At 65.8% G+C, this 25,107-nt stretch carries 10 protein-coding genes, 1 tRNA gene, 3 rRNA genes and 2 pseudogenes; 3 read left to right on the plus strand and 13 right to left on the minus strand.

From position 1 onward, the window contains the following. Positions 1 to 232 precede the first annotated feature (232 nt). Positions 233 to 5,704 carry a HAMP domain-containing protein gene (locus LNW71_RS06015; protein WP_250967293.1) on the minus strand — a complete coding sequence of 1,824 codons (5,472 nt, stop codon included), beginning with the start codon at positions 5,702 to 5,704 and terminating at the stop codon, positions 233 to 235. 402 nt (positions 5,705 to 6,106) lie between these two features. Between LNW71_RS06015 and LNW71_RS06020 the strand changes: the two genes are divergently transcribed. Next, a complete protein-coding gene (locus LNW71_RS06020) occupies positions 6,107 to 8,731 on the plus strand; it encodes a SpoIIE family protein phosphatase (RefSeq protein ID WP_285802051.1) in 2,625 nt (874 codons plus the stop codon). Between the two features lie 63 nt (positions 8,732 to 8,794). Here the strand turns inward: LNW71_RS06020 and LNW71_RS06025 are convergent. The 7 genes and pseudogenes from LNW71_RS06025 to thyX all read right to left on the minus strand — a co-directional run bounded on the left by LNW71_RS06025 (position 8,795) and on the right by thyX (position 18,495). Beyond that, a tRNA-Thr gene (locus tag LNW71_RS06025) sits at positions 8,795 to 8,867 on the minus strand. Positions 8,868 to 9,098: 231 nt separating this feature from the next. Next, a 5S ribosomal RNA gene (gene rrf, locus LNW71_RS06030) occupies positions 9,099 to 9,214 on the minus strand. Positions 9,215 to 9,293: 79 nt separating this feature from the next. Then, a 23S ribosomal RNA gene (locus LNW71_RS06035) occupies positions 9,294 to 12,418 on the minus strand. 311 nt (positions 12,419 to 12,729) lie between these two features. Next, positions 12,730 to 14,254 (minus strand): 16S ribosomal RNA (locus LNW71_RS06040). Together the 16S, 23S and 5S rRNA genes with 1 tRNA gene alongside form the textbook arrangement of a ribosomal RNA operon. Before the next feature lie 636 nt (positions 14,255 to 14,890). Continuing rightward, positions 14,891 to 16,575: pseudogene (locus tag LNW71_RS06045) on the minus strand (ribonuclease J). A 132-nt stretch (positions 16,576 to 16,707) separates the two neighbouring features. After that, positions 16,708 to 17,606: pseudogene (dapA, locus tag LNW71_RS06050) on the minus strand (4-hydroxy-tetrahydrodipicolinate synthase). 151 nt (positions 17,607 to 17,757) lie between these two features. Continuing rightward, on the minus strand, positions 17,758 to 18,495 hold the full coding sequence (gene thyX, locus LNW71_RS06055; protein WP_250967295.1) for an FAD-dependent thymidylate synthase: 738 nt from the start codon (positions 18,493 to 18,495) through the stop codon (positions 17,758 to 17,760). A gap of 187 nt (positions 18,496 to 18,682) precedes the next feature. On the opposite strand from thyX, the gene LNW71_RS06060 reads away from it, so the two are divergent. After that, entirely contained in the window at positions 18,683 to 18,922 is a 240-nt protein-coding gene (locus LNW71_RS06060; protein ID WP_250967296.1) for a hypothetical protein, read from the plus strand. Between the two features lie 94 nt (positions 18,923 to 19,016). Continuing rightward, positions 19,017 to 19,568: a hypothetical protein gene (locus LNW71_RS06065; RefSeq protein WP_250967297.1), complete on the plus strand. Its 552-nt coding sequence runs from the start codon at positions 19,017 to 19,019 to the stop codon at positions 19,566 to 19,568. A gap of 66 nt (positions 19,569 to 19,634) precedes the next feature. On the opposite strand, the gene LNW71_RS06070 is transcribed toward LNW71_RS06065, so the two are convergent. The 5 genes from LNW71_RS06070 to rpsO all read right to left on the minus strand — a co-directional run bounded on the left by LNW71_RS06070 (position 19,635) and on the right by rpsO (position 25,091). Then, positions 19,635 to 20,138 (minus strand): tetratricopeptide repeat protein, encoded by a 504-nt coding sequence (locus tag LNW71_RS06070; RefSeq protein ID WP_250967298.1) that lies wholly within the window; start codon positions 20,136 to 20,138, stop codon positions 19,635 to 19,637. Between the two features lie 14 nt (positions 20,139 to 20,152). Next, positions 20,153 to 20,905 (minus strand): 4-hydroxy-tetrahydrodipicolinate reductase, encoded by a 753-nt coding sequence (gene dapB, locus LNW71_RS06075; RefSeq protein ID WP_250967299.1) that lies wholly within the window; start codon positions 20,903 to 20,905, stop codon positions 20,153 to 20,155. Positions 20,906 to 20,940: 35 nt separating this feature from the next. Beyond that, positions 20,941 to 22,320, minus strand: a complete 1,380-nt coding sequence (locus LNW71_RS06080) for a pitrilysin family protein (RefSeq protein ID WP_250967300.1) — start codon at positions 22,318 to 22,320, stop codon at positions 20,941 to 20,943. After that, positions 22,317 to 24,530, minus strand: a complete 2,214-nt coding sequence (locus tag LNW71_RS06085) for a polyribonucleotide nucleotidyltransferase (RefSeq protein ID WP_250971910.1) — start codon at positions 24,528 to 24,530, stop codon at positions 22,317 to 22,319. Before LNW71_RS06085 ends, LNW71_RS06080 begins: the two co-directional genes overlap by 4 nt. A 270-nt stretch (positions 24,531 to 24,800) precedes the next feature. Then, positions 24,801 to 25,091: a 30S ribosomal protein S15 gene (rpsO, locus tag LNW71_RS06090; RefSeq protein WP_018551846.1), complete on the minus strand. Its 291-nt coding sequence runs from the start codon at positions 25,089 to 25,091 to the stop codon at positions 24,801 to 24,803. Between the last annotated feature and the right edge of the window lie 16 nt (positions 25,092 to 25,107).

Raw genomic sequence — 25,107 nt, forward strand, 5'->3', positions numbered from 1 at the left:
TCGCCCCGGAATTGCACCGGGCGCCGCCCCAGGGGACGACTCCCTTACGCCGTCCGTCCTTGTGCCGGTCATGGTAACCGCACCCCGCCCGTCACCACACCCTGTCACTGCGATGTCACTGTGCACATAGCAGAAACGCGGTGGGAGACCAGAAGGTTCCCCGGAAACCGCGTCCCCACACCACATCGGACAGAGTCGGTCAACAAATCATCGCTGATTCGCTCAACCAACATCACTCTCCGCGCATCCATCCCTCCATAACGGAAAGCAGATGATCAGGGTCGACCGGCTTGGTGACATAGTCGGAGGCGCCGGACTCGATCGCCTTCTCCCGGTCGCCCTTCATCGCCTTGGCCGTCAGCGCGACGATCGGCAACCCGGCGAACTGCGGCATCCTGCGGATCGCCGAGGTCGTCGCATAGCCGTCCATCTCCGGCATCATGATGTCCATCAGTACGACCGTCACATCGTCGTGCTGCTCCAGGACTTCGATCCCCTCGCGCCCGTTCTCCGCGTACAGGACCGACAGCCCGTGCTGCTCCAGCACACTGGTGAGCGCGAAGACGTTGCGGATGTCGTCGTCGACGATCAGCACCTTCTCGCCGCTGAACCGGTACGTCCTGCGGGCCTCGGGCTCCTCCTGGACGCTTGGCGTCCACTGCTCCTGCGGAGCGGCCTGGGGTGCCGGAGCGGCCGGGCGGGCCGGCAGCGCGGGCTGCTGGCCCGAATTGCCCAGCGCCTTGCGCCTGCGCCGGAACAGCCCTGCGGTGCCGCCCTGGTCGCTCCCGCCGCCCGTCTGGCCCCCGGGCCGTCCGAAGTCCTGGAAGCCCTGCCCACCGCCCTGTCCGGCCTCGTGAAGGCGGCCGCTCTCGATGGCCGCACCGTGCGCCTCGATGGGTCCGGGGCCGAGCTGCGGGTAACCCTGCGGCGGCAGTTCACTCGGGTGCAGCGGCAGGTACAGCGTGAACGTCGAACCACGGCCGGGCTCGCTCGCCGCGTGGATCTCGCCGCCCAGCAGCCGGGCGATCTCCCGGCTGATGGAGAGCCCCAGGCCCGTACCGCCGTACTTGCGGCTGGTCGTGCCGTCCGCCTGCTTGAAGGCCTCGAAGATCACCAGCATCTTGCTGGACGCGATCCCGATGCCGGTGTCCGTCACCGAGAACGCGATCAGATCGGCGTCGGCGTCACGCAGCGAACCGGCCTCGAGCAACTGCTCGCGGATGGCGTTCGGCACCTCGGAACCCGCGTGCCGGATCACCAGCTCGACAGCGCCGCCGTCGGTGAACTTCACCGCGTTGGACAGCAGATTGCGCAGCACCTGGAGCAGCCGCTGTTCGTCGGTGTGCAGCGTGGCCGGCAGTTCCGGCGACACCCGTACGGAGAAGTCCAGTCCCTTTTCCGCGGTGAGCGGGCGGAACGTCGCCTCCACGTAGTCGACCAGCTGGACCAGCGCGATCCTGGTCGGGCTGACGTCCATCTTGCCCGCCTCGACCTTGGACAGGTCCAGGATGTCGTTGATCAGCTGCAGCAGGTCCGAACCCGCACCGTGGATCGTCTCGGCGAATTCGACCTGCTTCGGCGACAGATTGCCCTCGGCGTTGTCCGCCAGCAATTTGGCCAGAATCAGCAGTGAGTTGAGCGGCGTACGCAGCTCGTGCGACATGTTGGCCAGGAACTCCGACTTGTAGCGCATCGAGACCGCAAGCTGTTCGGCGCGCTCCTCCAGGACCTGCCGCGCCTCTTCGATCTCGGTGTTCTTGACCTCGATGTCGCGGTTCTGCTGGGCCAGCAGTTCGGCCTTCTCCTCCAGTTCCGCGTTGGACGCCTGGAGGGCCTTCTGCCGGTTCTCCAACTCCTGCGACCGGTCACGCAATTGCTCCGTCAGCTCCTGCGACTGCTCCAGCAGCTTCTCGGTCGTCGTGTTGACGCTGATGGTGTTGACGCTCGTGGCGATCATCTCGGCGAGCTGGTTGAGGAAGTCCCGCTGGATATGGGTGAACGGCTGGAACGAGGCGAGTTCGATCACTCCGAGCACCTTGCCCTCGAAGAGCACCGGCAGCACGATCACGTGCGCCGGAGGCGCCTCGCCGAGGCCGGAGGAGATCTTCAGATAACCCGGCGGGACGTTGTCCACCTGGATCGTCCGCTTCTCCTCCGCCGCTGTGCCGATGAGCGTCTCACCGGGCCGGAAGGACGTCGGCATCGAGCCCGCGGAGTAGCCGTAGCTGCCCCGCATCCGAAGCTCGTACGCGCCCTCCCTGTCGCCTTCCGCGCCCAGCGCGTCGATGTCGCCGGTCGCCATGGCCAGGAAGAACGCGCCGTGCTGCGCGGAGACGACCGGGGTCAGCTCACTCATGATCAGCGAGGCGACATCGTCCAGATCGCGCCGCCCCTGCATCAGGCCGGAGATCCGGGCGAGGTTGCCCTTGAGCCAGTCCTGCTCCTTGTTGGTCGCCGTCGTGTCACGCAGGTTGGCGATCATCGTGTTGATGTTGTCCTGCAGCGCCTGGATCTCGCCGGCGGCGTCCACATCGATCTTGAGGTTGAGGTCGCCGCGGGTCACCGCGGTGGCGACGGCCGCGATGGCGCGCACCTGGCGGGTGAGGTTTCCGGCCATCTCGTTCACCGACTCGGTGAGGTCGCGCCAGGTGCCGTCGACGTCCCGGACCCGTGCCTGGCCGCCCAGCTGCCCCTCGGTACCCACCTCGCGGGCCACCCGGGTCACCTGCTCCGCGAACGAGGACAGCTGGTCGACCATCGTGTTGATGGTGTTCTTCAGCTCCTGGATCTCCCCGCGGGCGTCGATGTCGATCTTCTTGGTGAGATCGCCCTTGGCGATGGCCGTGGTGACCGTCGCGATCTGGCGCACCTGGCCCGTCAGGTTGGACGCCATCGAGTTCACCGACTCGGTGAGGTCCTTCCACGTGCCGGCGACGCCGGGGACCCGCGCCTGGCCGCCCAGCTCGCCCTCGGTACCCACCTCGCGGGCGACCCGCGTCACCTCGTCGGCGAACGAGGACAGCGTCGTCACCATCGTGTTGACGGTGTCGGCGAGCTCGGCGACCTCGCCGCGTGCCTCGACGGTCACCTTCTTCGTCAGGTCACCGTTGGCGACCGCGGACGAGACCCGCGAGATGTTCCGCACCTGGCTGGTCAGGTTGTTGGCCATCAGGTTGACGTTGTCGCTGAGGTCCTTCCAGATGCCCGTGGCGCCGCGCACCCGCGCCTGACCGCCCAGGATGCCCTCGGTACCCACCTCGCGGGCGACTCGCGTCACCTCGTCGGCGAAGTTGAGCAGCTGGTCGACCATCGTGTTGACCGTCGTCACCAGTTCGAGGATCTCGCCCTTGGCGTCGACGGTGATCTTCTTGGAGAGGTCGCCCTTGGCGACCGCGGTGGTGACCTCGGCGATGTTGCGGACCTGAAGGGTCAGGTTGTTCGCCATGCCGTTGACGGACTGGGTGAGGTCCTTCCATGTACCGGACACTCCCTGCACCTCGGCCTGACCGCCGAGGATGCCCTCCGTACCCACCTCGCGGGCGACCCTGGTCACCTGCTCCGCGAAGTTCGAGAGCTGGTCGACCATCGTGTTGAGGGTGTTCTTGAGCTCCAGGATCTCGCCGCGCGCGTCCACGTCGATCTTCTGCGACAGGTCACCCCGTGCCACCGCGGTGGCGACCTGCGCGATGTTACGGACCTGGGCGGTGAGGTTCCCCGCCATGCCGTTCACCGAGTCGGTCAGATCGCGCCACACACCGGCCACACCGGGCACCTGCGCCTGACCGCCCAGGCGGCCGTCCGTGCCCACCTCGCGGGCGACCCTGGTCACCTGCTCCGCGAAGGCGGAGAGCTGGTCGACCATCGTGTTGATGGTGTTCTTCAGCTCCAGGATCTCGCCGCGCGCGTCCACGTCGATCTTCTGCGACAGGTCACCCCGTGCCACCGCCGTGGTCACCTGCGCGATCTGGCGCACCTGGGAGGTCAGGTTCCCCGCCATGAAGTTGACGGAGTCGGTGAGCTCCTTCCACGTACCGGAGACACCGTCGACCCGCGCCTGACCGCCGAGGCGGCCCTCCGTGCCCACGTCCCGCGCCATCCGGGTCACCTGGTCGGCGAAGGACGACAGCTGCGCCACCATCGTGTTGACGGTGTTCTTCAGCTCCAGCATCTCGCCCGCGACATCGACGGTGACCTTCTGCGACAGGTCGCCGTTGGCGACCGCCGTCGTCACCTGCGCGATGTCCCGCACCTGACCCGTCAGGTTCCGGAACGCCGTGTTCACGGAGTCCGTGAGGTCCTTCCAGGTACCGGCCGCTCCGGGCACCTCGGCCTGGCCGCCCAGCCGGCCCTCGACGCCGACCTCCCGGGCCACCCGGGTCACTTCCGAACCGAAGGACTGCAGCTGGTCCACCATCGTGTTGACGGTGTTCTTCAGCTCCAGCATCTCGCCGGCCACGTCGACGGTGACCTTCTGCGTCATGTCACCGCTGGCGACCGCCGTCGTCACCTGCGCGATGTCCCGCACCTGGGTGGTCAGGTTGCGGAAGACGGTGTTCACCGAGTCGGTGAGGTCCTTCCAGGTGCCCGCGGCGCCGGGCACCTGTGCCTGGCCGCCGAGCAGGCCCTCGCCACCGACCTCGCTGGCCACCCGCGTCACCTCGTCGGCGAAGGTGCGCAGCGTCTCGGTCATCTGGTTGATGGTCTCGGCCAGCTGCGCGACCTCGCCGCGCGCGCTCACCCGGACCTTCTGCGACAGGTCACCGTTGGCGACCGCCGTCGTCACCTCCGCGATGCCCCGCACCTGGGAGGTGAGGTTCCCGGCCATCGTGTTGACGGAGTCGGTGAGGTCCTTCCACACCCCGGCCACACCCGGCACCGTGGCCTGCCCGCCCAGCTCGCCCTCCGTGCCCACCTCACGGGCGACCCGGGTCACCTCGGAGGAGAACGACGACAGCTGGTCGACCATCGTGTTGACGGTGTTCTTCAGCTGAAGCATCTCGCCGGCCACATGGACGGTGACCTTCCGCGACAGGTCGCCCTTGGCCACCGCGGTCGTCACCAGGGCGATGTCGCGCACCTGCGCAGTCAGCCGGTACGCCATGGTGTTGACGGAGTCCGTGAGGTCCTTCCACGACCCGGACATGCCGCGCACCTGGGCCTGGCCGCCCAGCTTGCCCTCGGTGCCGACCTCGACGGCGACCCGCGTCACCTGCTCGGTGAACGCCGACAGCTGGTCGACGAGGTTGTTGACCGTACGCGCGACCTTCAGGAACTCACCGCGCAGCGGGCGTACCGTCTCGTCCGTGGTGTGCGACCGGAGCTCCATGCGCTGCTCGAGATCACCCTCGGCCACCGCCGACAGCACCCGGCCGACCTCGGAGACCGGTCGCGCGAGGTCGTCGACCAGCTCGTTGGAGGCGTCGATGGCGGCGGCCCAGGAGCCTTCACAGGCCCCCGTCTCCAGCCGCTCGGTGAGCTTGCCCTCGCGTCCGACGACGCGCCGCACACGCGCGAGCTCTCCCGTGAGGTGCACGTTGCGGTCGGCGACCTCGTTGAAGACGGCTGCGATCTCCGCCATCTGACCGTCGCCGGAGACGGTCAGGCGCCTGCGGAAATTACCGTCACGCATGGCCACCAGACCGGCCAGCAGTCTGTTGAGCGCTGCGGCGTCGACTTCGATGGTTCCGTTGCGCTGCTTCTTCACGGACTGTCCGCCTTTAGTGCGCGTTCCTGTTCCCCGCGCCGCCACGCCAGACTCCACCGTGTCCCCTCCCGCAGGGTTGACCGTATCGCTCGGGTCGTCACTGGGAGCTTGCCCAGATCCTCATTGGCTGACCGCCACAGACCACCGTTGACGGGTGACCATGCGGACGTCAAATCGTTGAAACGTACCAGGCCGGAACCGGTCGGGGTAGAACGATCAATGGTTGTTCCACATCACTTCGTTGGGAAGCCCGAACTTGTCCGGCCACGAGTCCGTTCCTGTCCGCCCCTGCCCGAAGTCGGCCCTCCGGTACCCGGTAGGGGGACAGAGCGTCTAGCCTGGCAAGCAAAATCGAAGCAGGCGAGAACGGGCACAGGACTCGGGGAAGCGACGAAACACCATATGGGGAGTGCTGTGATCACGGCGCGCGCGGCTGCCACCTTCGACCCGGTCGGGCGCTCCGTCGCGACCGCCCGCGCTTTTGTCCGCGACACCCTCCAGGGGTGGGGATACACCGACGTCGTGGACGATGCGGTCGTCCTCACCAGCGAGCTCGTCACCAATGCGGTGGTCCACGCGGGCACCGCCGCGGACGTGCTGTGCCTCCGTACGGAGGAGGGCGTCCGGGTAGAGGTATCCGACCACTATCCGGAACGGGAGATCCCGCTCCAGACCACCGGTCTGGACTTCGGCAGCCCGGACCGGGAGGGCGGCCGCGGCCTGCTGCTCTGCGCCGCGCTGGCCTCACGCTGGGGCGTCGAATACTCCCCCACGCACAAGCACGTCTGGTTCCAGCTCGATCTCCCCGACCGCCCGGTGGGCATCCGTTCCGCGGGCCCTCTCCTCCCCGTCGACCTGCTCCCGGTCACCGACGAGCGGGTCAGGGTCGCCGTCGTCCAGATCGACAGCCTGGGCGCCATCGCCGCTTGGAACGACGACGCCACGTACCTGTTCGGGCACACGGCGGAGCAGGTCACCGGCAAACAGCTCACCGACTTCACCGCCTGGCCGCAGACTCCCGGCACCAACACCGGCATCGCCGACGCGCTCCGTCTCTCCCGCTGGGAGGGCAGCTACGGCATCCGGGGGGCAGATGGCCGCACCCTCGCGGTCTACGGCTCCCACCTGCGCGTACGGGACACCCACGGCGAACCCTCGACGGTCTGTCTGCTGGTCCGCGACTACGAACGGGCCGTACTCCAGTCACCGGCCCGCACTCCGGTCTCCGACACGAACAACGAGAGCCGCAAGACGGACCCCTTCGAGGTCTTCATCGGCTCCCCCGCCCCCGACGACCTCGACGGCCTGCTCCAGCGGACCGTCGAGCGGGCACGCGACATGCTCGACGCGGACGCGGCGTTCCTGCTGCTGGCCACGGACGACGAGACCGAGCTGGAGGTACGGGCCACGACCGGCCTGCCCTCCGCGCGCCAGCGCTTCGCCCGTGTCCCCGTCGAGGCCGGCACCGGACGGTACGGCTCCGCCCGCATGCCCGCCGTCCACGAGGACCTCGACGCCGTCCCGGGTGCGGTGCCCCTGCTGGGCAACACCGGCATGCGGTCGGTGGTCACGGTCCCGCTCAAGGTCGAGGGCCGCCTCACCGGCTCCCTGGGTGTCGCGGCCGAGGCCGCCGGGCGGTACTCCAACGAGGAGGCCCTGCGCCTCCAGTTCGCCGCCGACCGCATCGCCCTGGCCGTGGAGTCCGCCCGCCTGGGCGAACTGGAACGGCTGCGCCGCGGCTCCCTCTCCTTCCTCGTCGAAGCCTCCGACCTCCTCGCCGGGACGCTCGACCGGGACCAGACCCTGGCCCTGATGGCTCAGATGACGGTCCCCACCCTGGCCACCTGGTGCGCCGTCTACACGATCGCCGACCAGTCCTCGGACCCGTACCTCTCCTACGTGCTGCACGAGGACGAGGAACGCATCGACGGCCTCAAGGCCCTTCTCTCCAAGATCTCCCCGCCCGACCCGGTGCCGGCTCCCGGTGCCCGTATCTGGGCGGCCCCGTCCGAGGCCGCGCACGAGGCGGCCCTGCGCACCTCGATGCGCAGCATCGGCCTCAGTGACCCCGGAGGGCTCGGCCCGGGTATCCGCACGACCCTCGCCACCGCGGCCGCGGTCGGCGGGGAGACGGTGGTCCTCCCGCTCGTCGCCCGTAACCGTGTCATCGGCATGCTCACGCTCGGCAAACCGTCCGACGACCATTTCCGCCAGGAGATCCTGGAACTGGCCGAGGACCTCTCCCGCCGGGCCGCGCTGGCCCTCGACAACGCCCGCCTCTACTCGGAACGCATGGCGATCAGCCAGTCCCTGCAGCGCAGCCTGCTGCCGCCGGGGCTGCCGGACGTGCCCAATGTCGAGATCGAGGTCATCTACCGGGCAGCCGGTGAGGGCAACGAGGTGGGCGGCGACTTCTACGACGTCTTCCCGATCCGCGACGGTGCCTACGGCTTCGCCATCGGCGACGTCTGCGGTACGGGCCCGGAGGCCGCAGCCGTGACGGGCCTTGCCCGTCACGCCCTGCGCCTGCTCGCCCGCGAGGGCTTCGGCGGCCCCGCGGTCCTGGAGCGGCTGAACGCCGCCATCCTCGACGAGGGCGCCCGCAGCCGCTTCCTGACGCTGCTGTACGGGGAGCTGTGGCCCCAGGAGGACGGCAGCGCGCTGCTGAAGGTGGTCTGCGCGGGCCACCCGCTCCCGCTCCGGCTGCGCCAGGACGGCTCGGTCGAGGCCGCTGCCGAACCGCAGCCGCTGCTGGGTGTCATCGAGGACCTGGAACTGTACGAGCAGACGGTGACGCTCGATCCCGGCGACGTGCTGCTATGCGTGACCGACGGAGTCACCGAACGCCGCGAGGGCACCCGCATGCTCGGCGACGACGGCCTGGCGGACGTGCTGGCCACCTGCACGGGCCTTACGGCGGGCGCGGTGGCGGCACGCATCCTGCGGGCGGTCGAGCGGTTCGCCGCCGAACCGGCCTCGGACGACATGGCCATTCTCGCGATGCGCGTCCCCGAGCCGCCCGCTTAGCCGGCAAAGGTCCGGATACGCGAAAGGCCCCCGCCGAGTGGCGGGGGCCTTTCTTTCTGTCCGAGCCCCAATGCGGAATCGAACCGCAGACCTTCTCCTTACCATGGAGACGCTCTACCGACTGAGCTATTGGGGCCTTGCTGCCCTGCGGCAACGAGCTAAAGCATACCCTGATCGAGGGGGTGCGCAAAACCGTCTGTCGCACCGTCACCGCCCCACAGCCGTAGGGCGTTCCGACCGGACTCGGCCCCACCGGGGTGCGCCTTCTTCCCGGCACTTCCCGACAGCGAGTGGCCGGCGCGTTCTGGTCCGGAACGCAGAAAAGCCCCGTGCCACAAGGGCACGGGGCTTAACTATTTTAAAAGGAGTTCGGCGGCGTCCTACTCTCCCACAGGGTCCCCCTGCAGTACCATCGGCGCTGAAAGGCTTAGCTTCCGGGTTCGGAATGTAACCGGGCGTTTCCCTAACGCAATGACCACCGAAACACTATGAAATTAACCAACACCGGAACAAAACACGGCCGTTCGTTATTTCAGAACTAACACAGTGGACGCGAGCAACTGAGGACAAGCCCTCGGCCTATTAGTACCAGTCAGCTCCACCCGTTACCGGGCTTCCACATCTGGCCTATCAACCCAGTCGTCTACTGGGAGCCTTAACCCCTCAAGAGGGTGGGAATACTCATCTCGAAGCAGGCTTCCCGCTTAGATGCTTTCAGCGGTTATCCTTTCCGAACGTAGCCAACCAGCCATGCCCTTGGCAGGACAACTGGCACACCAGAGGTTCGTCCGTCCCGGTCCTCTCGTACTAGGGACAGCCCTTCTCAATATTCCTACGCGCACAGCGGATAGGGACCGAACTGTCTCACGACGTTCTAAACCCAGCTCGCGTACCGCTTTAATGGGCGAACAGCCCAACCCTTGGGACCGACTCCAGCCCCAGGATGCGACGAGCCGACATCGAGGTGCCAAACCATCCCGTCGATATGGACTCTTGGGGAAGATCAGCCTGTTATCCCCGGGGTACCTTTTATCCGTTGAGCGACAGCGCTTCCACAAGCCACTGCCGGATCACTAGTCCCGACTTTCGTCCCTGCTCGACCCGTCGGTCTCACAGTCAAGCTCCCTTGTGCACTTACACTCAACACCTGATTGCCAACCAGGCTGAGGGAACCTTTGGGCGCCTCCGTTACTCTTTAGGAGGCAACCGCCCCAGTTAAACTACCCATCAGACACTGTCCCTGATCCGGATCACGGACCCAGGTTAGACATCCAGCACGACCAGAGTGGTATTTCAACGACGACTCCACAACCACTGGCGTGGCCGCTTCAAAGTCTCCCACCTATCCTACACAAGCCGAACCGAACACCAATATCAAACTATAGTAAAGGTCCCGGGGTCTTTCCGTCCTGCTGCGCGAAACGAGCATCTTTACTCGTAGTGCAATTTCACCGGGCCTATGGTTGAGACAGTCGAGAAGTCGTTACGCCATTCGTGCAGGTCGGAACTTACCCGACAAGGAATTTCGCTACCTTAGGATGGTTATAGTTACCACCGCCGTTTACTGGCGCTTAAGTTCTCAGCTTCGCCGACCCGAAAGTCAGCTAACCGGTCCCCTTAACGTTCCAGCACCGGGCAGGCGTCAGTCCGTATACATCGCCTTACGGCTTCGCACGGACCTGTGTTTTTAGTAAACAGTCGCTTCTCGCTGGTCTCTGCGGCCACCCCCAGCTCATGGAGTAAATCCAATCACCAGTGATGGCCCCCCTTCTCCCGAAGTTACGGGGGCATTTTGCCGAGTTCCTTAACCATAGTTCACCCGAACGCCTCGGTATTCTCTACCTGACCACCTGAGTCGGTTTAGGGTACGGGCCGCCATGAAACTCGCTAGAGGCTTTTCTCGACAGCATAGGATCATCCACTTCACCACAATCGGCTCGGCATCAGGTCTCAGCCTTAATGTGTGACGGATTTACCTACCACACGGCCTACACCCTTACCCCGGGACTACCACCGCCCGGGCTGGACTACCTTCCTGCGTCACCCCATCGCTTACCTAGTACAAGTCTGGTTCGTCGGCTCCACCACTACCCTCAACTCCGAAGAGATCGGGCCGGCTTCACGGACTTAGCATCGCCTGATTCAGTATTGGGCGTTTCAAAGCGGGTACCGGAATATCAACCGGTTGTCCATCGACTACGCCTGTCGGCCTCGCCTTAGGTCCCGACTTACCCTGGGCAGATCAGCTTGACCCAGGAACCCTTAGTCAATCGGCGCACACGTTTCTCACGTGTGTATCGCTACTCATGCCTGCATTCTCACTCGTGAACCGTCCACAACTCGCTTCCGCGGCTGCTTCACTCGGCACACGACGCTCCCCTACCCATCCATACTCCCGTTGGGGATATGTGTATGAATGACACGACTTCGGCGGTACGCTTGAGCCCCGCTACATTGTCGGCGCGGAATCACTTGACCAGTGAGCTATTACGCACTCTTTCAAGGGTGGCTGCTTCTAAGCCAACCTCCTGGTTGTCTCTGCGACTCCACATCCTTTCCCACTTAGCGTACGCTTAGGGGCCTTAGTCGATGCTCTGGGCTGTTTCCCTCTCGACCATGGAGCTTATCCCCCACAGTCTCACTGCCGTGCTCTCACTTACCGGCATTCGGAGTTTGGCTAAGGTCAGTAACCCGGTAGGGCCCATCGCCTATCCAGTGCTCTACCTCCGGCAAGAAACACACGACGCTGCACCTAAATGCATTTCGGGGAGAACCAGCTATCACGGAGTTTGATTGGCCTTTCACCCCTAACCACAGGTCATCCCCCAGGTTTTCAACCCTGGTGGGTTCGGTCCTCCACGAAGTCTTACCTCCGCTTCAACCTGCCCATGGCTAGATCACTCCGCTTCGGGTCTTGAGCGCGCTACTAAATCGCCCTATTCGGACTCGCTTTCGCTACGGCTTCCCCACACGGGTTAACCTCGCAACACACCGCAAACTCGCAGGCTCATTCTTCAAAAGGCACGCAGTCACGACTGCATGTGCAAGCACATACAGCGACGCTCCCACGGCTTGTAGGCACACGGTTTCAGGTACTATTTCACTCCGCTCCCGCGGTACTTTTCACCATTCCCTCACGGTACTATCCGCTATCGGTCACCAGGGAATATTTAGGCTTAACGGGTGGTCCCGCCAGATTCACACGGGATTTCTCGGGCCCCGTGCTACTTGGGTGTCTCTTAAACGAGCCGTTAATGTTTCAGCTACGGGGGTCTTACCCTCTACGCCGGACCTTTCGCATGTCCTTCGCCTACATCAACGGTTTCTGACTCGTCTCACAGCCGGCAGACCGTGAAAAAGAGATCCCACAACCCCGCATGCGCAACCCCTGCCGGGTATCACACGCATACGGTTTGGCCTGATCCAGTTTCGCTCGCCACTACTCCCGGAATCACGGTTGTTTTCTCTTCCTGAGGGTACTGAGATGTTTCACTTCCCCTCGTTCCCTCCACACTGCCTATGTGTTCAGCAGCGGGTGACAGCCCATGACGACTGCCGGGTTTCCCCATTCGGACACCCCCGGATCAAAGCTTGGTTGACAGCTCCCCGGGGCCTATCGTGGCCTCCCACGTCCTTCATCGGTTCCTGGTGCCAAGGCATCCACCGTGCGCCCTTAAAAACTTGGCCACAGATGCTCGCGTCCACTGTGCAGTTCTCAAACAACGACCAGCCACCCATCACCCCACCCTTACCGGGCGAGTTCACTGGGGCCGGCAACCGAAGGACGACCATGACGGCCGTACCTTCAGATACCCAACAGCGTGCCCAGCACCTCGAATCCACTCGGTTCGTTTTCCACGCTCCGAAGAGCAGTACTTACGACCCGGTTGAACCCCAGGTACTGAATAGTCAACGTTCCACCCATGAGCAACCAGCACCGAACATTCGCCGGTGTACTGGCCTCTGACCCGGCGAACCGAGTAAGAAGTGCTCCTTAGAAAGGAGGTGATCCAGCCGCACCTTCCGGTACGGCTACCTTGTTACGACTTCGTCCCAATCGCCAGTCCCACCTTCGACAGCTCCCTCCCACAAGGGGTTGGGCCACCGGCTTCGGGTGTTACCGACTTTCGTGACGTGACGGGCGGTGTGTACAAGGCCCGGGAACGTATTCACCGCAGCAATGCTGATCTGCGATTACTAGCAACTCCGACTTCATGGGGTCGAGTTGCAGACCCCAATCCGAACTGAGACCGGCTTTTTGAGATTCGCTCCGCCTCGCGGCATCGCAGCTCATTGTACCGGCCATTGTAGCACGTGTGCAGCCCAAGACATAAGGGGCATGATGACTTGACGTCGTCCCCACCTTCCTCCGAGTTGACCCCGGCAGTCTCCTGTGAGTCCCCATCACCCCGAAGGGCATGCTGGCAACACAGAACAAGGGTTGCGCTCGTTGCGGGACTTAACCCAACATCTCACGACACGAGCTGACGACAGCCATGCACCACCTGTACACCGACCACAAGGGGGCACCATCTCTGATGCTTTCCGGTGTATGTCAAGCCTTGGTAAGGTTCTTCGCGTTGCGTCGAATTAAGCCACATGCTCCGCTGCTTGTGCGGGCCCCCGTCAATTCCTTTGAGTTTTAGCCTTGCGGCCGTACTCCCCAGGCGGGGAACTTAATGCGTTAGCTGCGGCACCGACGACGTGGAATGTCGCCAACACCTAGTTCCCAACGTTTACGGCGTGGACTACCAGGGTATCTAATCCTGTTCGCTCCCCACGCTTTCGCTCCTCAGCGTCAGTAATGGCCCAGAGATCCGCCTTCGCCACCGGTGTTCCTCCTGATATCTGCGCATTTCACCGCTACACCAGGAATTCCGATCTCCCCTACCACACTCTAGCCTGCCCGTATCGACTGCAGACCCGGGGTTAAGCCCCGGGCTTTCACAACCGACGCAACAAGCCGCCTACGAGCTCTTTACGCCCAATAATTCCGGACAACGCTTGCGCCCTACGTATTACCGCGGCTGCTGGCACGTAGTTAGCCGGCGCTTCTTCTGCAGGTACCGTCACTTTCGCTTCTTCCCTGCTGAAAGAGGTTTACAACCCGAAGGCCGTCATCCCTCACGCGGCGTCGCTGCATCAGGCTTTCGCCCATTGTGCAATATTCCCCACTGCTGCCTCCCGTAGGAGTCTGGGCCGTGTCTCAGTCCCAGTGTGGCCGGTCGCCCTCTCAGGCCGGCTACCCGTCGTCGCCTTGGTAGGCCATTACCCCACCAACTAGCTGATAGGCCGCGGGCTCATCCTTCACCGCCGGAGCTTTTAACCTTCCCCCATGAGAGGGAAAGTATTATCCGGTATTAGACCCCGTTTCCAGGGCTTGTCCCAGAGTGAAGGGCAGATTGCCCACGTGTTACTCACCCGTTCGCCACTAATCCACCCCGAAGGGCTTCATCGTTCGACTTGCATGTGTTAAGCACGCCGCCAGCGTTCGTCCTGAGCCAGGATCAAACTCTCCGTGAATGTTTTCCCGTAATCGGGATCACACACACGAGAGCGGAACGATCAAGTCGGAATAAGACCGACCGTCCACTGTGTCCTCGCTATGTGCATTGCCTGCCAGGTCAGTGACCTCACAGGACTTTCAAAGGAACCTCGAACCTGCCGAAGCAGGTCGGGGTATCAACATATCTGGCGTTGACTTTTGGCACGCTGTTGAGTTCTCAAGGAACGGACGCTTCCTTTGTACTCACCGCAGAACATTTTCTGCGACTTTCCTCCGGGCGCTTCCCTTCGGTCTTGCGTTTCCGACTCTATCAGACTCTTTCGTGTCCGATTCCCGGTCGAAACGGGCCTCGCATTTTCGCTTTCCAGTTCTTCGCTTTCGCGTTTCCCTTTCCGGCGGTTCCAACCTTACCAGACTCAATTTCGTTCCGTTTCCGGTTCGAATTTGATTTCCGGTGGCCGTTGAAGTGGCCTTGCCTTTCGGCGGATCCGACTTTATCAGAAGATCTGAGTCGGAATTTCCCTCCTCTGCAAGAGGCTCGCGGCGCACGAGTGCGCGCGGTGCTTCCCGGTGAGGTGGAGACGTAAACGTACTGGAGCGGAGCTCCCCGATGCAAATCGGGGGCCCCGCTCCGGAGTTCGCGCCTGTCGGGGTCAGACCTCGACGACGACGGGAAGGATCATCGGACGCCGGCGGTAGGTGTCGGAGACCCACTTGCCCACCGTGCGGCGGACCAGCTGCTGGAGCTGGTGCGGCTCCATCACGCCGTCCTGAGCGGACTTGTTGAGTGCCTCTTCGACCTTCGGAACGACCGCGCTGAATGCCGAGTCGTCGATGCCGGAGCCCCGGGCCTGGATGTGGGGGCCGCCCACGATCTTGCCGGAGGAGCTGTCGACCACGATGAAGACGGAGATGATGCCCTCGTCGCCCAGGATGCGGCGGTCCTTGAGGGAGGTCTCGGTGACGTCGCCGACCGAGAGGCCGTCCACGTACACATAGCCCGCCTGGACCTTGCCGACGATCTTGGCCTTGCCGTCGATCAGGTCGACGACCACGCCGTCCTCGGCGATGACGATGTGGTCCTTCGGTACGCCGGTGAGGGCGCCCAGTTCGGCATTGGCCCGGAGGTGGCGCCATTCGCCGTGGACCGGCATCAGGTTCTTCGGCTTGCAGATGTTGTAGAAGTACAGCAGCTCGCCGGCCGAGGCGTGGCCCGAGACGTGGACCTTGGCGTTGCCCTTGTGGATGACGTTGGCACCCCAGCGGGTCAGGCCGTTGATCACGCGGTAGACCGCGTTCTCGTTGCCGGGGATCAGCGACGACGCCAGGATGACCGTGTCACCCTGGACGATGCGGATCTGGTGGTCGCGGTTGGCCATCCGGGACAGGGCCGCCATCGGCTCGCCCTGGGAGCCCGTGCAGACCAGCACGACCTCGTCGTCCGGCAGGTCGTCGAGCGTCTTGACGTCGACGACCAGGCCCGCGGGACCTTCAGGTAACCCAGGTCACGGGCGATGCCCATGTTCCGGACCATCGACCGCCCGACGAAGGCGACCCTGCGGCCGTACTCGTGAGCGGCGTCGAGGATCTGCTGGATGCGGTGCACGTGGCTGGCGAAGCTCGCCACGATGATCCGCTTCTGGGCATTCGCGAAGACCGTGCGCAGGACGTTCGAGATGTCCCGCTCGGGCGGCACGAAGCCGGGGACCTCGGCGTTCGTCGAGTCCGAGAGAAGAAGGTCGATGCCCTCTTCGCTCAGCCGCGCGAAGGCGTGCAGGTCGGTGAGGCGGCCGTCCAGCGGGAGCTGGTCCATCTTGAAGTCGCCGGTGGCGACGGCCATGCCCGCAGGCGTGCGGATGGCGACCGCGAGAGCGTCCGGGATCGAGTGGTTGACCGCGATGAACTCGCAGTCGAAGAGACCGATGCGCTCGCGCTGGCCCTCCGTGACCTCAAGGGTGTACGGACGGATGCGGTGCTCCTGCAGCTTCGCCTCGATGAGCGCGAGGGTCAGCTTGGAGCCGATCAGCGGGATGTCCGGCTTCAGGCGCAGCAGATACGGGACACCACCGATGTGGTCCTCGTGTCCGTGCGTGAGGACGATGCCCTCGACGTCGTCGAGACGGTCCCGGATGGTCGTGAAGTCCGGAAGGATCAGATCGATCCCGGGCTGCTCCTCCTCGGGGAAGAGGACGCCGCAGTCGACGATGAGCAGGCGGCCGCCGTACTCGAATACCGTCATGTTGCGGCCGATTTCGCCGAGGCCGCCGAGCGGGGTGACCCGCAGGCCGCCCTTCGGGAGCTTCGGCGGGGTGCCGAGTTCAGGATGCGGATGACTCAAAAGACTCTCCTTACCACACGCGCCACGTACCGCTTGGGCACGTGGCGCGCATGTCATTCGTGCACTTGCTGTTGTCTTGGGTGTTGCTCTGTTGCGAGTGTTCTCTCGCGTATTCAGTTGTGAAGTCTGTGGTTAAAGCTGTACCCCACCGGCAGCGAGATCGATCTTGAGCTGCGCCGTTTCGTGGGCGGAGAGTTCCACCAGAGGAAGGCGCAGCGGGCCGGCGGGCAGGCCCTGGAGCGTCAGTGCGGCCTTGGTCGTGATCACGCCCTGGGTGCGGAACATGCCGGTGAAGACGGGCAGCAGCTTCTGGTGGATCTCGGTGGCCTTCTGGACGTCGCCGCCGAGGAAGGCCTCGACGAGAGCCCGCAGGTCGGGGGTGACGACGTGGCCGACGACGGAGACGAGACCCACCGCACCGACCGAGAGGAGCGGGAGGTTGAGCATGTCGTCGCCGGAGTACCAGGCGAGTCCGGACTGGGCGATGGCCCAGCTGGCTCGGCCGAGGTCGCCCTTGGCGTCCTTGTTGGCCACGATGCGCGGGTGCTCGGCGAGCCTTACCAGTGTCTCTGTGTCGATCGGCACACCGCTGCGGCCGGGAATGTCGTAAAGCATGACCGGCAGGCCGGTGGTGTCCGCGATCGCCGTGAAGTGCCGCAGGAGGCCTTCCTGCGGCGGCTTGTTGTAGTACGGCGTCACAGCGAGGAGGCCATGGGCCCGGTGCGCTCGGCCGTCCGGGCGAGTTCGACGCTGTGGCGGGTGTCGTTGGTCCCGATGCCGGCGACGACGTGCGCCCGGTCTCCCACTGCTTCCAGCACAGCCCTTACGAGCTGGTCTTTCTCCGCGTCGCTGGTGGTCGGGGACTCGCCGGTGGTGCCGTTGATGATCAGGCCGTCGTTGCCTGCATCCACGAGATGGTTGGCGAGCCGCTGGGCGCCATCGAGGTCGAGTGCACCGTCCGCCGTGAAGGGCGTGACCATAGCGGTGAGGACCCGCCCGAAGGGGGTCTGCGGAGTGGAGATCGGAGCCATGGGTAACACGCTACTCGTTGCTCGGCGCCCGGTGTCCCCTCGGGGGACAGACGATAGGAGCCCGGCACTGCCTGCTCGGGGGTTCAAGCAGTGCCGGGTCCGTTTGATCAGCCTAGATGAACTTCACGAAACGCCGCAATACGGACACCGCCTACGGGGCGACGCGTCCGTTTTTGTTGAAGGCTGCATGGGTGAGCGGCATGAGCCCCGCCCAGTGCGCCTCCATCTGCTCACCGACCATTTCGATCTCCCGCTGCGGGAAGGACGGAACCTTCGCCAGCTCGTGCTGGGTGCGCAGGCCGAGGAAGTGCATCAGCGAGCGGGCGTTGCACGTGGCGTACATCGAGGAGAACAGGCCGACCGGGAGGACCGCACGGGCCACCTCGCGGGCCACACCGGCGGCCAGCATCTCCTGGTAGGCGTCGTACGCCTGGCGGTACGAGTCCTCCATGACGCGGCCGGTGAGCTCCTGCTGGGCCTCGGTGCCCTCGACGAACTCGTACTTGCCGGGACGGCCCTGCTGGACGAGCTTGCGGGACTCCCCCGGGACGTAGAAGACCGGTTCCAGCTCCCTGTAGCGGCCCGATTCCTCGTTGTAGGACCAGCCGACGCGGTGCCGCATGAACTCGCGGAACACGAAGATCGGGGCGCTGATGAAGAAGGTCATCGAGTTGTGCTCGAACGGGCTTCCGTGCCGGTCCCGCATCAGGTAGTTGATGAGCCCCTTGGAGCGCTCAGGATCCTTGGTGACTTCCTCAAGAGACTGTTCACCGGCCGTGGACACGCGGGCGGCGAACAGCACGTCGGAGTCGCCTGCGGCATGTTTCACCAGGTCAACGGTGACGTCGCTGCGGAAACTGGGCTTTGCGGGCGCGGGGGTCTCGGTCACCGGCGGGGGTCCTTCCAATGGCGTCGCTCGGGCGGCGCCCACTCTACGGGCCGCGACTGACAACGCGGTCCGCACCGCCCGTTCGAGGATTTCTTCGACCAATTCGGCGATTCGGGGCACCGATCGGGCTTCCCGTGCGTCTGACTCATTAGCACCACCCGAAACAGAGTTCAAGGAGAGTTTCCTCATGTTCCGCCGGCGTGAATCCGTCCCGTTCTCGTTCGTCGCCGAGGCCGACCGATTCCGCAGTAACGTCACACCGCCACCCCGCGAGCGCAGGACCGTCTCCGAGCTGGCGGGCCGCTCCCTGGTCGGGCTGGCCGTGGTCGCCGGTCTCGTCGGATCGCTGTTGCTCGGCCTTCCCGCACTGGGACCCGCGCACGCGCCGTCCCACAGCCAGCAGACCGAGGCCGCACCGGGCCACTGACTCGTACGGGCCCCCTGGGGTGGTCCGGCCGGTCATCTCCTCGGTAGCCTCACCGGGCACAGCAATCGAGCGTGCTTGTGAGTGAGGATCAGTCGTGCCCCTGCCCTTCCTGACGGCCGACCGCGCATTTGACGCGAGCGCTGAGGATGTCGCGCTGCCGTTCGACGACCACGACAGCTGGCGGCGTCCCTACCGTCCCGGCCCGTGGCGGGTCGCGGCCGCGGCCACCCTGCTGCTGCTTGCCTCGTTCATCCTGTTCGCCGGGATGATCACCGCGTTCGCCGGGGCACTGCCCGGGGCGGGCGCATGTCTCGCGCTCGCCCTCGCGGTGATCCTCTGCGCCCTGCGGATGCTGCGGATCGGCGCCTGGGTGAGCCGGCACGGCGTACGCCGCGTCGGGTTCTTCCGGACGACGACCGTGCCGTGGAACCGCGCCACCGCGGTCCGTACGGTGCAGCAGCCGGTGAAGTGGCTCGGGTTCCCGCGGACGGTGCAGGGGCAGGCCCTGATCGTCGTACGCAAGGGTGGCCACGCGGTGCCGCCGCTGCTCACGGACTCCAACGCGGATTTTCTTACGCGGGGGGAGGCGTTCGATCGGGCCGCCGACACGATCGAGGCGTGGGGGGATGAGTACAGGCGCCCCTAGCCTGTGCCGGAGCCGCGTCCGGCGGCCGGGTGTCCTCGAACGCCGGACGGGCTCGAAAGACTGTCCTCAAGCGCCGGACTGGCTTGAGGTGCCGGGTGCGCTTGATGTGTCCGGCAGGTCCGGGGCGGGAGCCGGGCGGTTGTGGAGTGCGATGGCTCGTTGCATGGCCTTGCGGGCCCTGGGGGTGTCGCGGGCGTCCTGGTAGGCGACGGCCAGCCGGAACCAGCAGCGCCAGTCGTCCGGCGCGTCCTCCGTCTCCTCCTGCCGGCGTGCGAACACCGCGTCGGCGGAGTCCCGGTCGATCCGGCCGCTCGGGGTGCGGACCAGCTCGTCGACCGGCAGCCCGCCCTCGGCGTCGAGTTCCGCGGCCAGGGCGTTGGCCCGCCGCACGAACTGGGTGTTCTTCCAGAGGAACCAGATGCCGATCAACGGCAGGATGAGCACGGCGACCCCGAAGGTCACCGTGAGCAGCGTGCCGTGCCGGATGAGCAGGAAGCCACGGCTGCCGACCAGGCCGAAGTAGAAGACCAGGACGGCGGCCGTGACAACGTAAGTGATCTTTGCGCGCATGACGGTGGGCTCAGTCAGTTCAGGTCGAGGAAGTTTTCCAGGCCGAACGTGAGGCCCGGAGTGGTCACCACGCGGCGTGCACCGAGCAGGATGCCCGGCATGAAGCTGCTGTGGTGCAGGGAGTCGTGCCGGATGGTGAGGGTCTCGCCCTCTCCCCCGAGCAGCACCTCCTGGTGGGCCAGGAGGCCGCGGAGCCGGACCGAATGGACCGGGATCCCGTCGACGTCCGCGCCGCGCGCCCCGTCCAGCCCGGTCGTGGTGGCGTCCGGCTGCGGTGCGCTGCCGGCCTCGCGGCGGGCCTCGGCGATGAGCTGGGCGGTGCGTGAGGCGGTGCCGGAGGGGGCGTCGGCCTTGTTGGGGTGGTGCAGCTCGATGACCTCGACCGACTCGAAGTAGCGGGCGGCCTGCTGGGCGAACCTCATCGTGAGGACTGCGCCGATGGAGAAGTTCGGTGCGATGAGCACACCGGTCTCCGGTGAGCCGGAGAGCCAGGTGTTCAGCTGCGCGAGCCGTTCGTCGTTCCAGCCGGTGGTGCCGACCACGGCGTGGATGCCGTGCCGGATGCAGAAGTCGAGGTTCTCCATCACCGACGCGGGGGTGGTGAGCTCGACGACGACCTGGGCGCCGGTCTCCGCGAGGGTCTCCAGCTTGTCGCCGCGGCCCAGTGCGGCCACCAGCTCCATGTCGTCGGCGGCCTCGACGGCTCGTACGGCTTCGGAGCCGATACGGCCCCTGGCGCCGAGAACGGCCACGCGCAGCTTGCTCATGCTTGCTTCTTTCGGGTGACGTGGTGACTGAGTGGCTAGGCGACCGATTCGTGGAGGCGGTCGGCCTGCTTGTCCTTGAGCGGCCCGATGACCGAGAGCGAGGGACGGTGTCCGAGGACCTCGCCCGCCACCGCCCGGACGTCGTCCGGGGTGACCTGCGCGATGCGGGCCAGCATGTCGTCGACCGACATCTGCTCGCCCCAGCACAGTTCGCTCTTGCCGATGCGGTTCATCAGGGCACCGGTGTCCTCCAGGCCGAGGACCGTGGACCCGGAGAGCTGCCCGATGGCGCGGCCGATCTCCTCGTCGTCCAGCCCGTCCGACGCGACGCGGTCGAGCTCGTCGCGGCAGATCTTGAGGACGTCGTGGACCTGACTGGGCCGGCAGCCCGCGTACACCCCGAAGAGCCCGCAGTCCGCGAAGCCTGAGGTGTACGAGTACACGCTGTAGGCGAGGCCGCGCTTCTCCCGTACCTCCTGGAAGAGGCGGGAGCTCATACCGCCGCCGAGGGCGGTGTTGAGTACGCCCAGTGCCCAGCGGCGCTCGTCGGTGCGGGCCAGTCCCGGCATGCCGAGGACGACGTGTGCCTGCTCCGTCTTGCGGTTCTGCAGCTCGACCCGGCCCGCGGTGCGCAGCGTGCGGGAGCCCTCGCGCGGCGCCGTGGGAACGGCGTCGGTGCGGGACAGGGCGCCGGCCCGCTCGAACGCCCGGCGGACCTGGCGGACGACCGTGGCGTGGTCGACGTTGCCGGCCGCCGCGACGACGAGGTGCGTGGGGTCGTAGTGCTTCTTGTAGAAGCGGGCGATCTGGCCGCGGTTCAGGGCGTTGATCGTGTCGACCGTGCCGAGGACCGGGCGGCCCAGGGGGGTGTCGCCGAGCATGGTGTGCGCGAACAGGTCGTGCACGCAGTCGCCCGGGTCGTCCTCCGTCATCGCGATCTCTTCGAGGATCACGCCGCGTTCGGCGTCGACGTCCTCGGGGGCGATCAGCGAGCCGGTCAGCATGTCGCAGACGACGTCGATGGCCAGCGGCAGGTCCGTGTCGAGGACCCGCGCGTAGTAGCAGGTGTACTCCTTCGCCGTGAAGGCGTTCATCTCGCCGCCGACCGCGTCGATCGCGGAGGAGATGTCGAGGGCACTGCGCTTGGCCGTGCCCTTGAAGAGGAGGTGTTCGAGGTAGTGCGTCGCGCCGTTCAGGGCGGGTGTCTCGTCGCGTGATCCGACGTTGGCCCAGATCCCGAAGGTGGCGGAGCGGACGGAGGGCAGGGTCTCGGTGACGATCCGCAGGCCGCCGGGAAGTACCGTGCGGCGGACGGTGCCGATGCCGTTGCTGCCCTTGAGAAGCGTTTGGGTACGGGCGACGGCCCGCGCCTCCGAGGAGGTGCGGGCCGTCGTCACGGAACTACGGGACGTCACTTGGCGGCGTCGTCCTTCTTCTCGTCCTCTTCACCCTCGACGACCGGGATCAGCGAGAGCTTGCCGCGGGAGTCGATCTCGGCGATCTCGACCTGGACCTTGGAACCGACCGCGAGCACGTCCTCGACGTTCTCCACGCGCTTGCCACCGGCGAGCTTGCGGATCTGCGAGATGTGCAGCAGGCCGTCCTTGCCCGGCATGAGCGACACGAACGCACCGAAGGTGGTGGTCTTGACGACCGTACCCAGGTAGCGCTCGCCGACCTCCGGCATGGTCGGGTTGGCGATCGCGTTGATCGTGGCGCGCGCGGCCTCGGCCTGCGAGCCCTGCTGGGCACCGATGTAGATGGTGCCGTCGTCCTCGATCGTGATGTCGGCGCCGGTGTCCTCCTGGATCTGGTTGATCATCTTGCCCTTGGGGCCGATGACCTCACCGATCTTGTCCACCGGGATCTTGACGGTGATGATCCGCGGGGCGTTCGGGGACATCTCGTCCGGGACGTCGATGGCCTCGTTCATCACGTCGAGGATGTGGAGGCGGGCGTCACGGGCCTGCTTCAGCGCGGCGGCCAGGACCGAGGCGGGGATGCCGTCGAGCTTGGTGTCGAGCTGGAGCGCGGTCACGAACTGCTTCGTACCGGCGACCTTGAAGTCCATGTCACCGAACGCGTCCTCGGCACCGAGGATGTCGGTGAGGGCGACGTAGTGGGTCTTGCCGTCGATCTCCTCGGAGATCAGACCCATGGCGATACCGGCGACGGCGGCCTTGAGGGGCACACCGGCGTTCAGCAGCGACATGGTGGAGGCGCAGACCGAGCCCATGGACGTCGAGCCGTTGGAGCCCAGCGCCTCGGAGACCTGGCGGATCGCGTAGGGGAAGTCCTCGCGCGACGGCAGCACCGGCACGATGGCGCGCTCGGCGAGCGCACCGTGGCCGATCTCGCGGCGCTTGGGCGAGCCCACGCGGCCGGTCTCGCCGACGGAGTACGGCGGGAAGTTGTAGTTGTGCATGTAGCGCTTGCGGGTCACCGGGGAGAGGGTGTCCAGCTGCTGCTCCATACGGAGCATGTTGAGGGTGGTGACGCCCAGGATCTGGGTCTCGCCACGCTCGAAGAGCGCCGAGCCGTGCACGCGCGGGATGGCCTCGACCTCGGCGGCGAGCGTACGGATGTCCGTGACGCCGCGGCCGTCGATGCGGACCTTGTCCTTGATGACGCGCTCGCGGACCAGCTTCTTGGTCAGCGCGCGGTAGGCACCGGAGATCTCCTTCTCGCGGCCCTCGAAGGCCGGGAGCAGCTTCTCGCCGGCGATCTCCTTGATGCGGTCCAGCTCCGCCTCGCGCTCCTGCTTGCCGGCGATGGTGAGCGCCTTGGCGAGCTCGGTGCTGACGGCGCCGGTGAGCGCCTTCAGGACGTCGTCCTGGTAGTCGAGGAAGACCGGGAATTCGCCAGTGGGCTTGGCAGCCTTGGCGGCGAGGTCCGACTGGGCCTTGCAGAGCGACTTGATGAAGGGCTTCGCCGCTTCGAGACCGGCGGCGACGACCTCTTCGGTCGGGGCCTCGGCGCCGTCCTGGACGAGCTGGATGGTCTTCTCGGTGGCCTCGGCCTCGACCATCATGATCGCGACGTCGCCGTCCTCGAGGACGCGACCGGCGACGACCATGTCGAAGACGGCGTCCTCGAGCTCGGTGTGCGTCGGGAAGGCGACCCACTGGCCCTTGATCAGGGCGACGCGGGTGGCGCCGATCGGGCCGGAGAAGGGCAGGCCCGCCAGGATCGTGGAAGCGGAGGCGGCGTTGATCGCGACCACGTCGTACAGGTGGTCGGGGTTGAGCGCCATGATCGTCTCGACGATCTGGATCTCGTTGCGCAGGCCCTTCTTGAAGGAGGGGCGCAGCGGCCGGTCGATCAGGCGGCAGGTGAGGATCGCGTCCTCGGAGGGGCGGCCCTCCCGGCGGAAGAACGAGCCGGGGATCTTGCCGGCGGCGTACTGCCGCTCCTCGACGTCCACCGTGAGGGGGAAGAAGTCGAGCTGGTCCTTGGGCCGCTTGGAAGCGGTGGTGGCCGACAGCACCATGGTGTCGTCGTCCAGGTACGCGACGGCGGAGCCGGCGGCCTGCTTGGCCAGGCGGCCCGTCTCGAAGCGGATGGTGCGGGTGCCGAAGGTTCCGTTGTCGATAACGGCCTCGGCGTAGTGGGTCTCGTTCTCCACTAGTGATTTCTCCATACTCGTCGTCTTTCGTCCTGTCGCCCGTGTGGCGCAGGACGGTGCGGAGAGGCGCACCTTGTGTGCGGGGCCGGTCTTCGATCGAAGCTCCCGGGCGTTGTCCCGGGGGCCACTACCGAGGACCGGCGGCGGCCGTCGGGCGCCTCTCCTCGTCTGGTGTTGTACGTCCAGGTTACTGAGGTTGACCCCGGTACCGCACGTACGGCAAAGGGAGCGGCCCCCTGGAAGTGGGCACCGCTCCCTTTCGCAACGTCTTTACTTGGCGCCGCCGGCCGCGCCACGGCGGATGCCGAGGCGGTCGACGAGCGCACGGAAGCGCTGGATGTCCTTCTTGGCCAGGTACTGCAGGAGGCGGCGACGCTGGCCGACCAGGATCAGCAGACCACGACGGGAGTGGTGGTCGTGCTTGTGCGTCTTGAGGTGCTCCGTCAGGTCCGAGATCCGGCGGGAGAGCATGGCAACCTGAACCTCGGGGGAACCGGTGTCGCCCTCCTTCTGCGCGAACTCGGTCATGATCTGCTTCTTCGTAGCGGCGTCGAGCGGCACGCGGTACTCCTCTAGG

The organism is Streptomyces sp. RKAG290, from assembly GCF_023701695.1.
GTDB lineage: Bacteria > Actinomycetota > Actinomycetes > Streptomycetales > Streptomycetaceae > Streptomyces.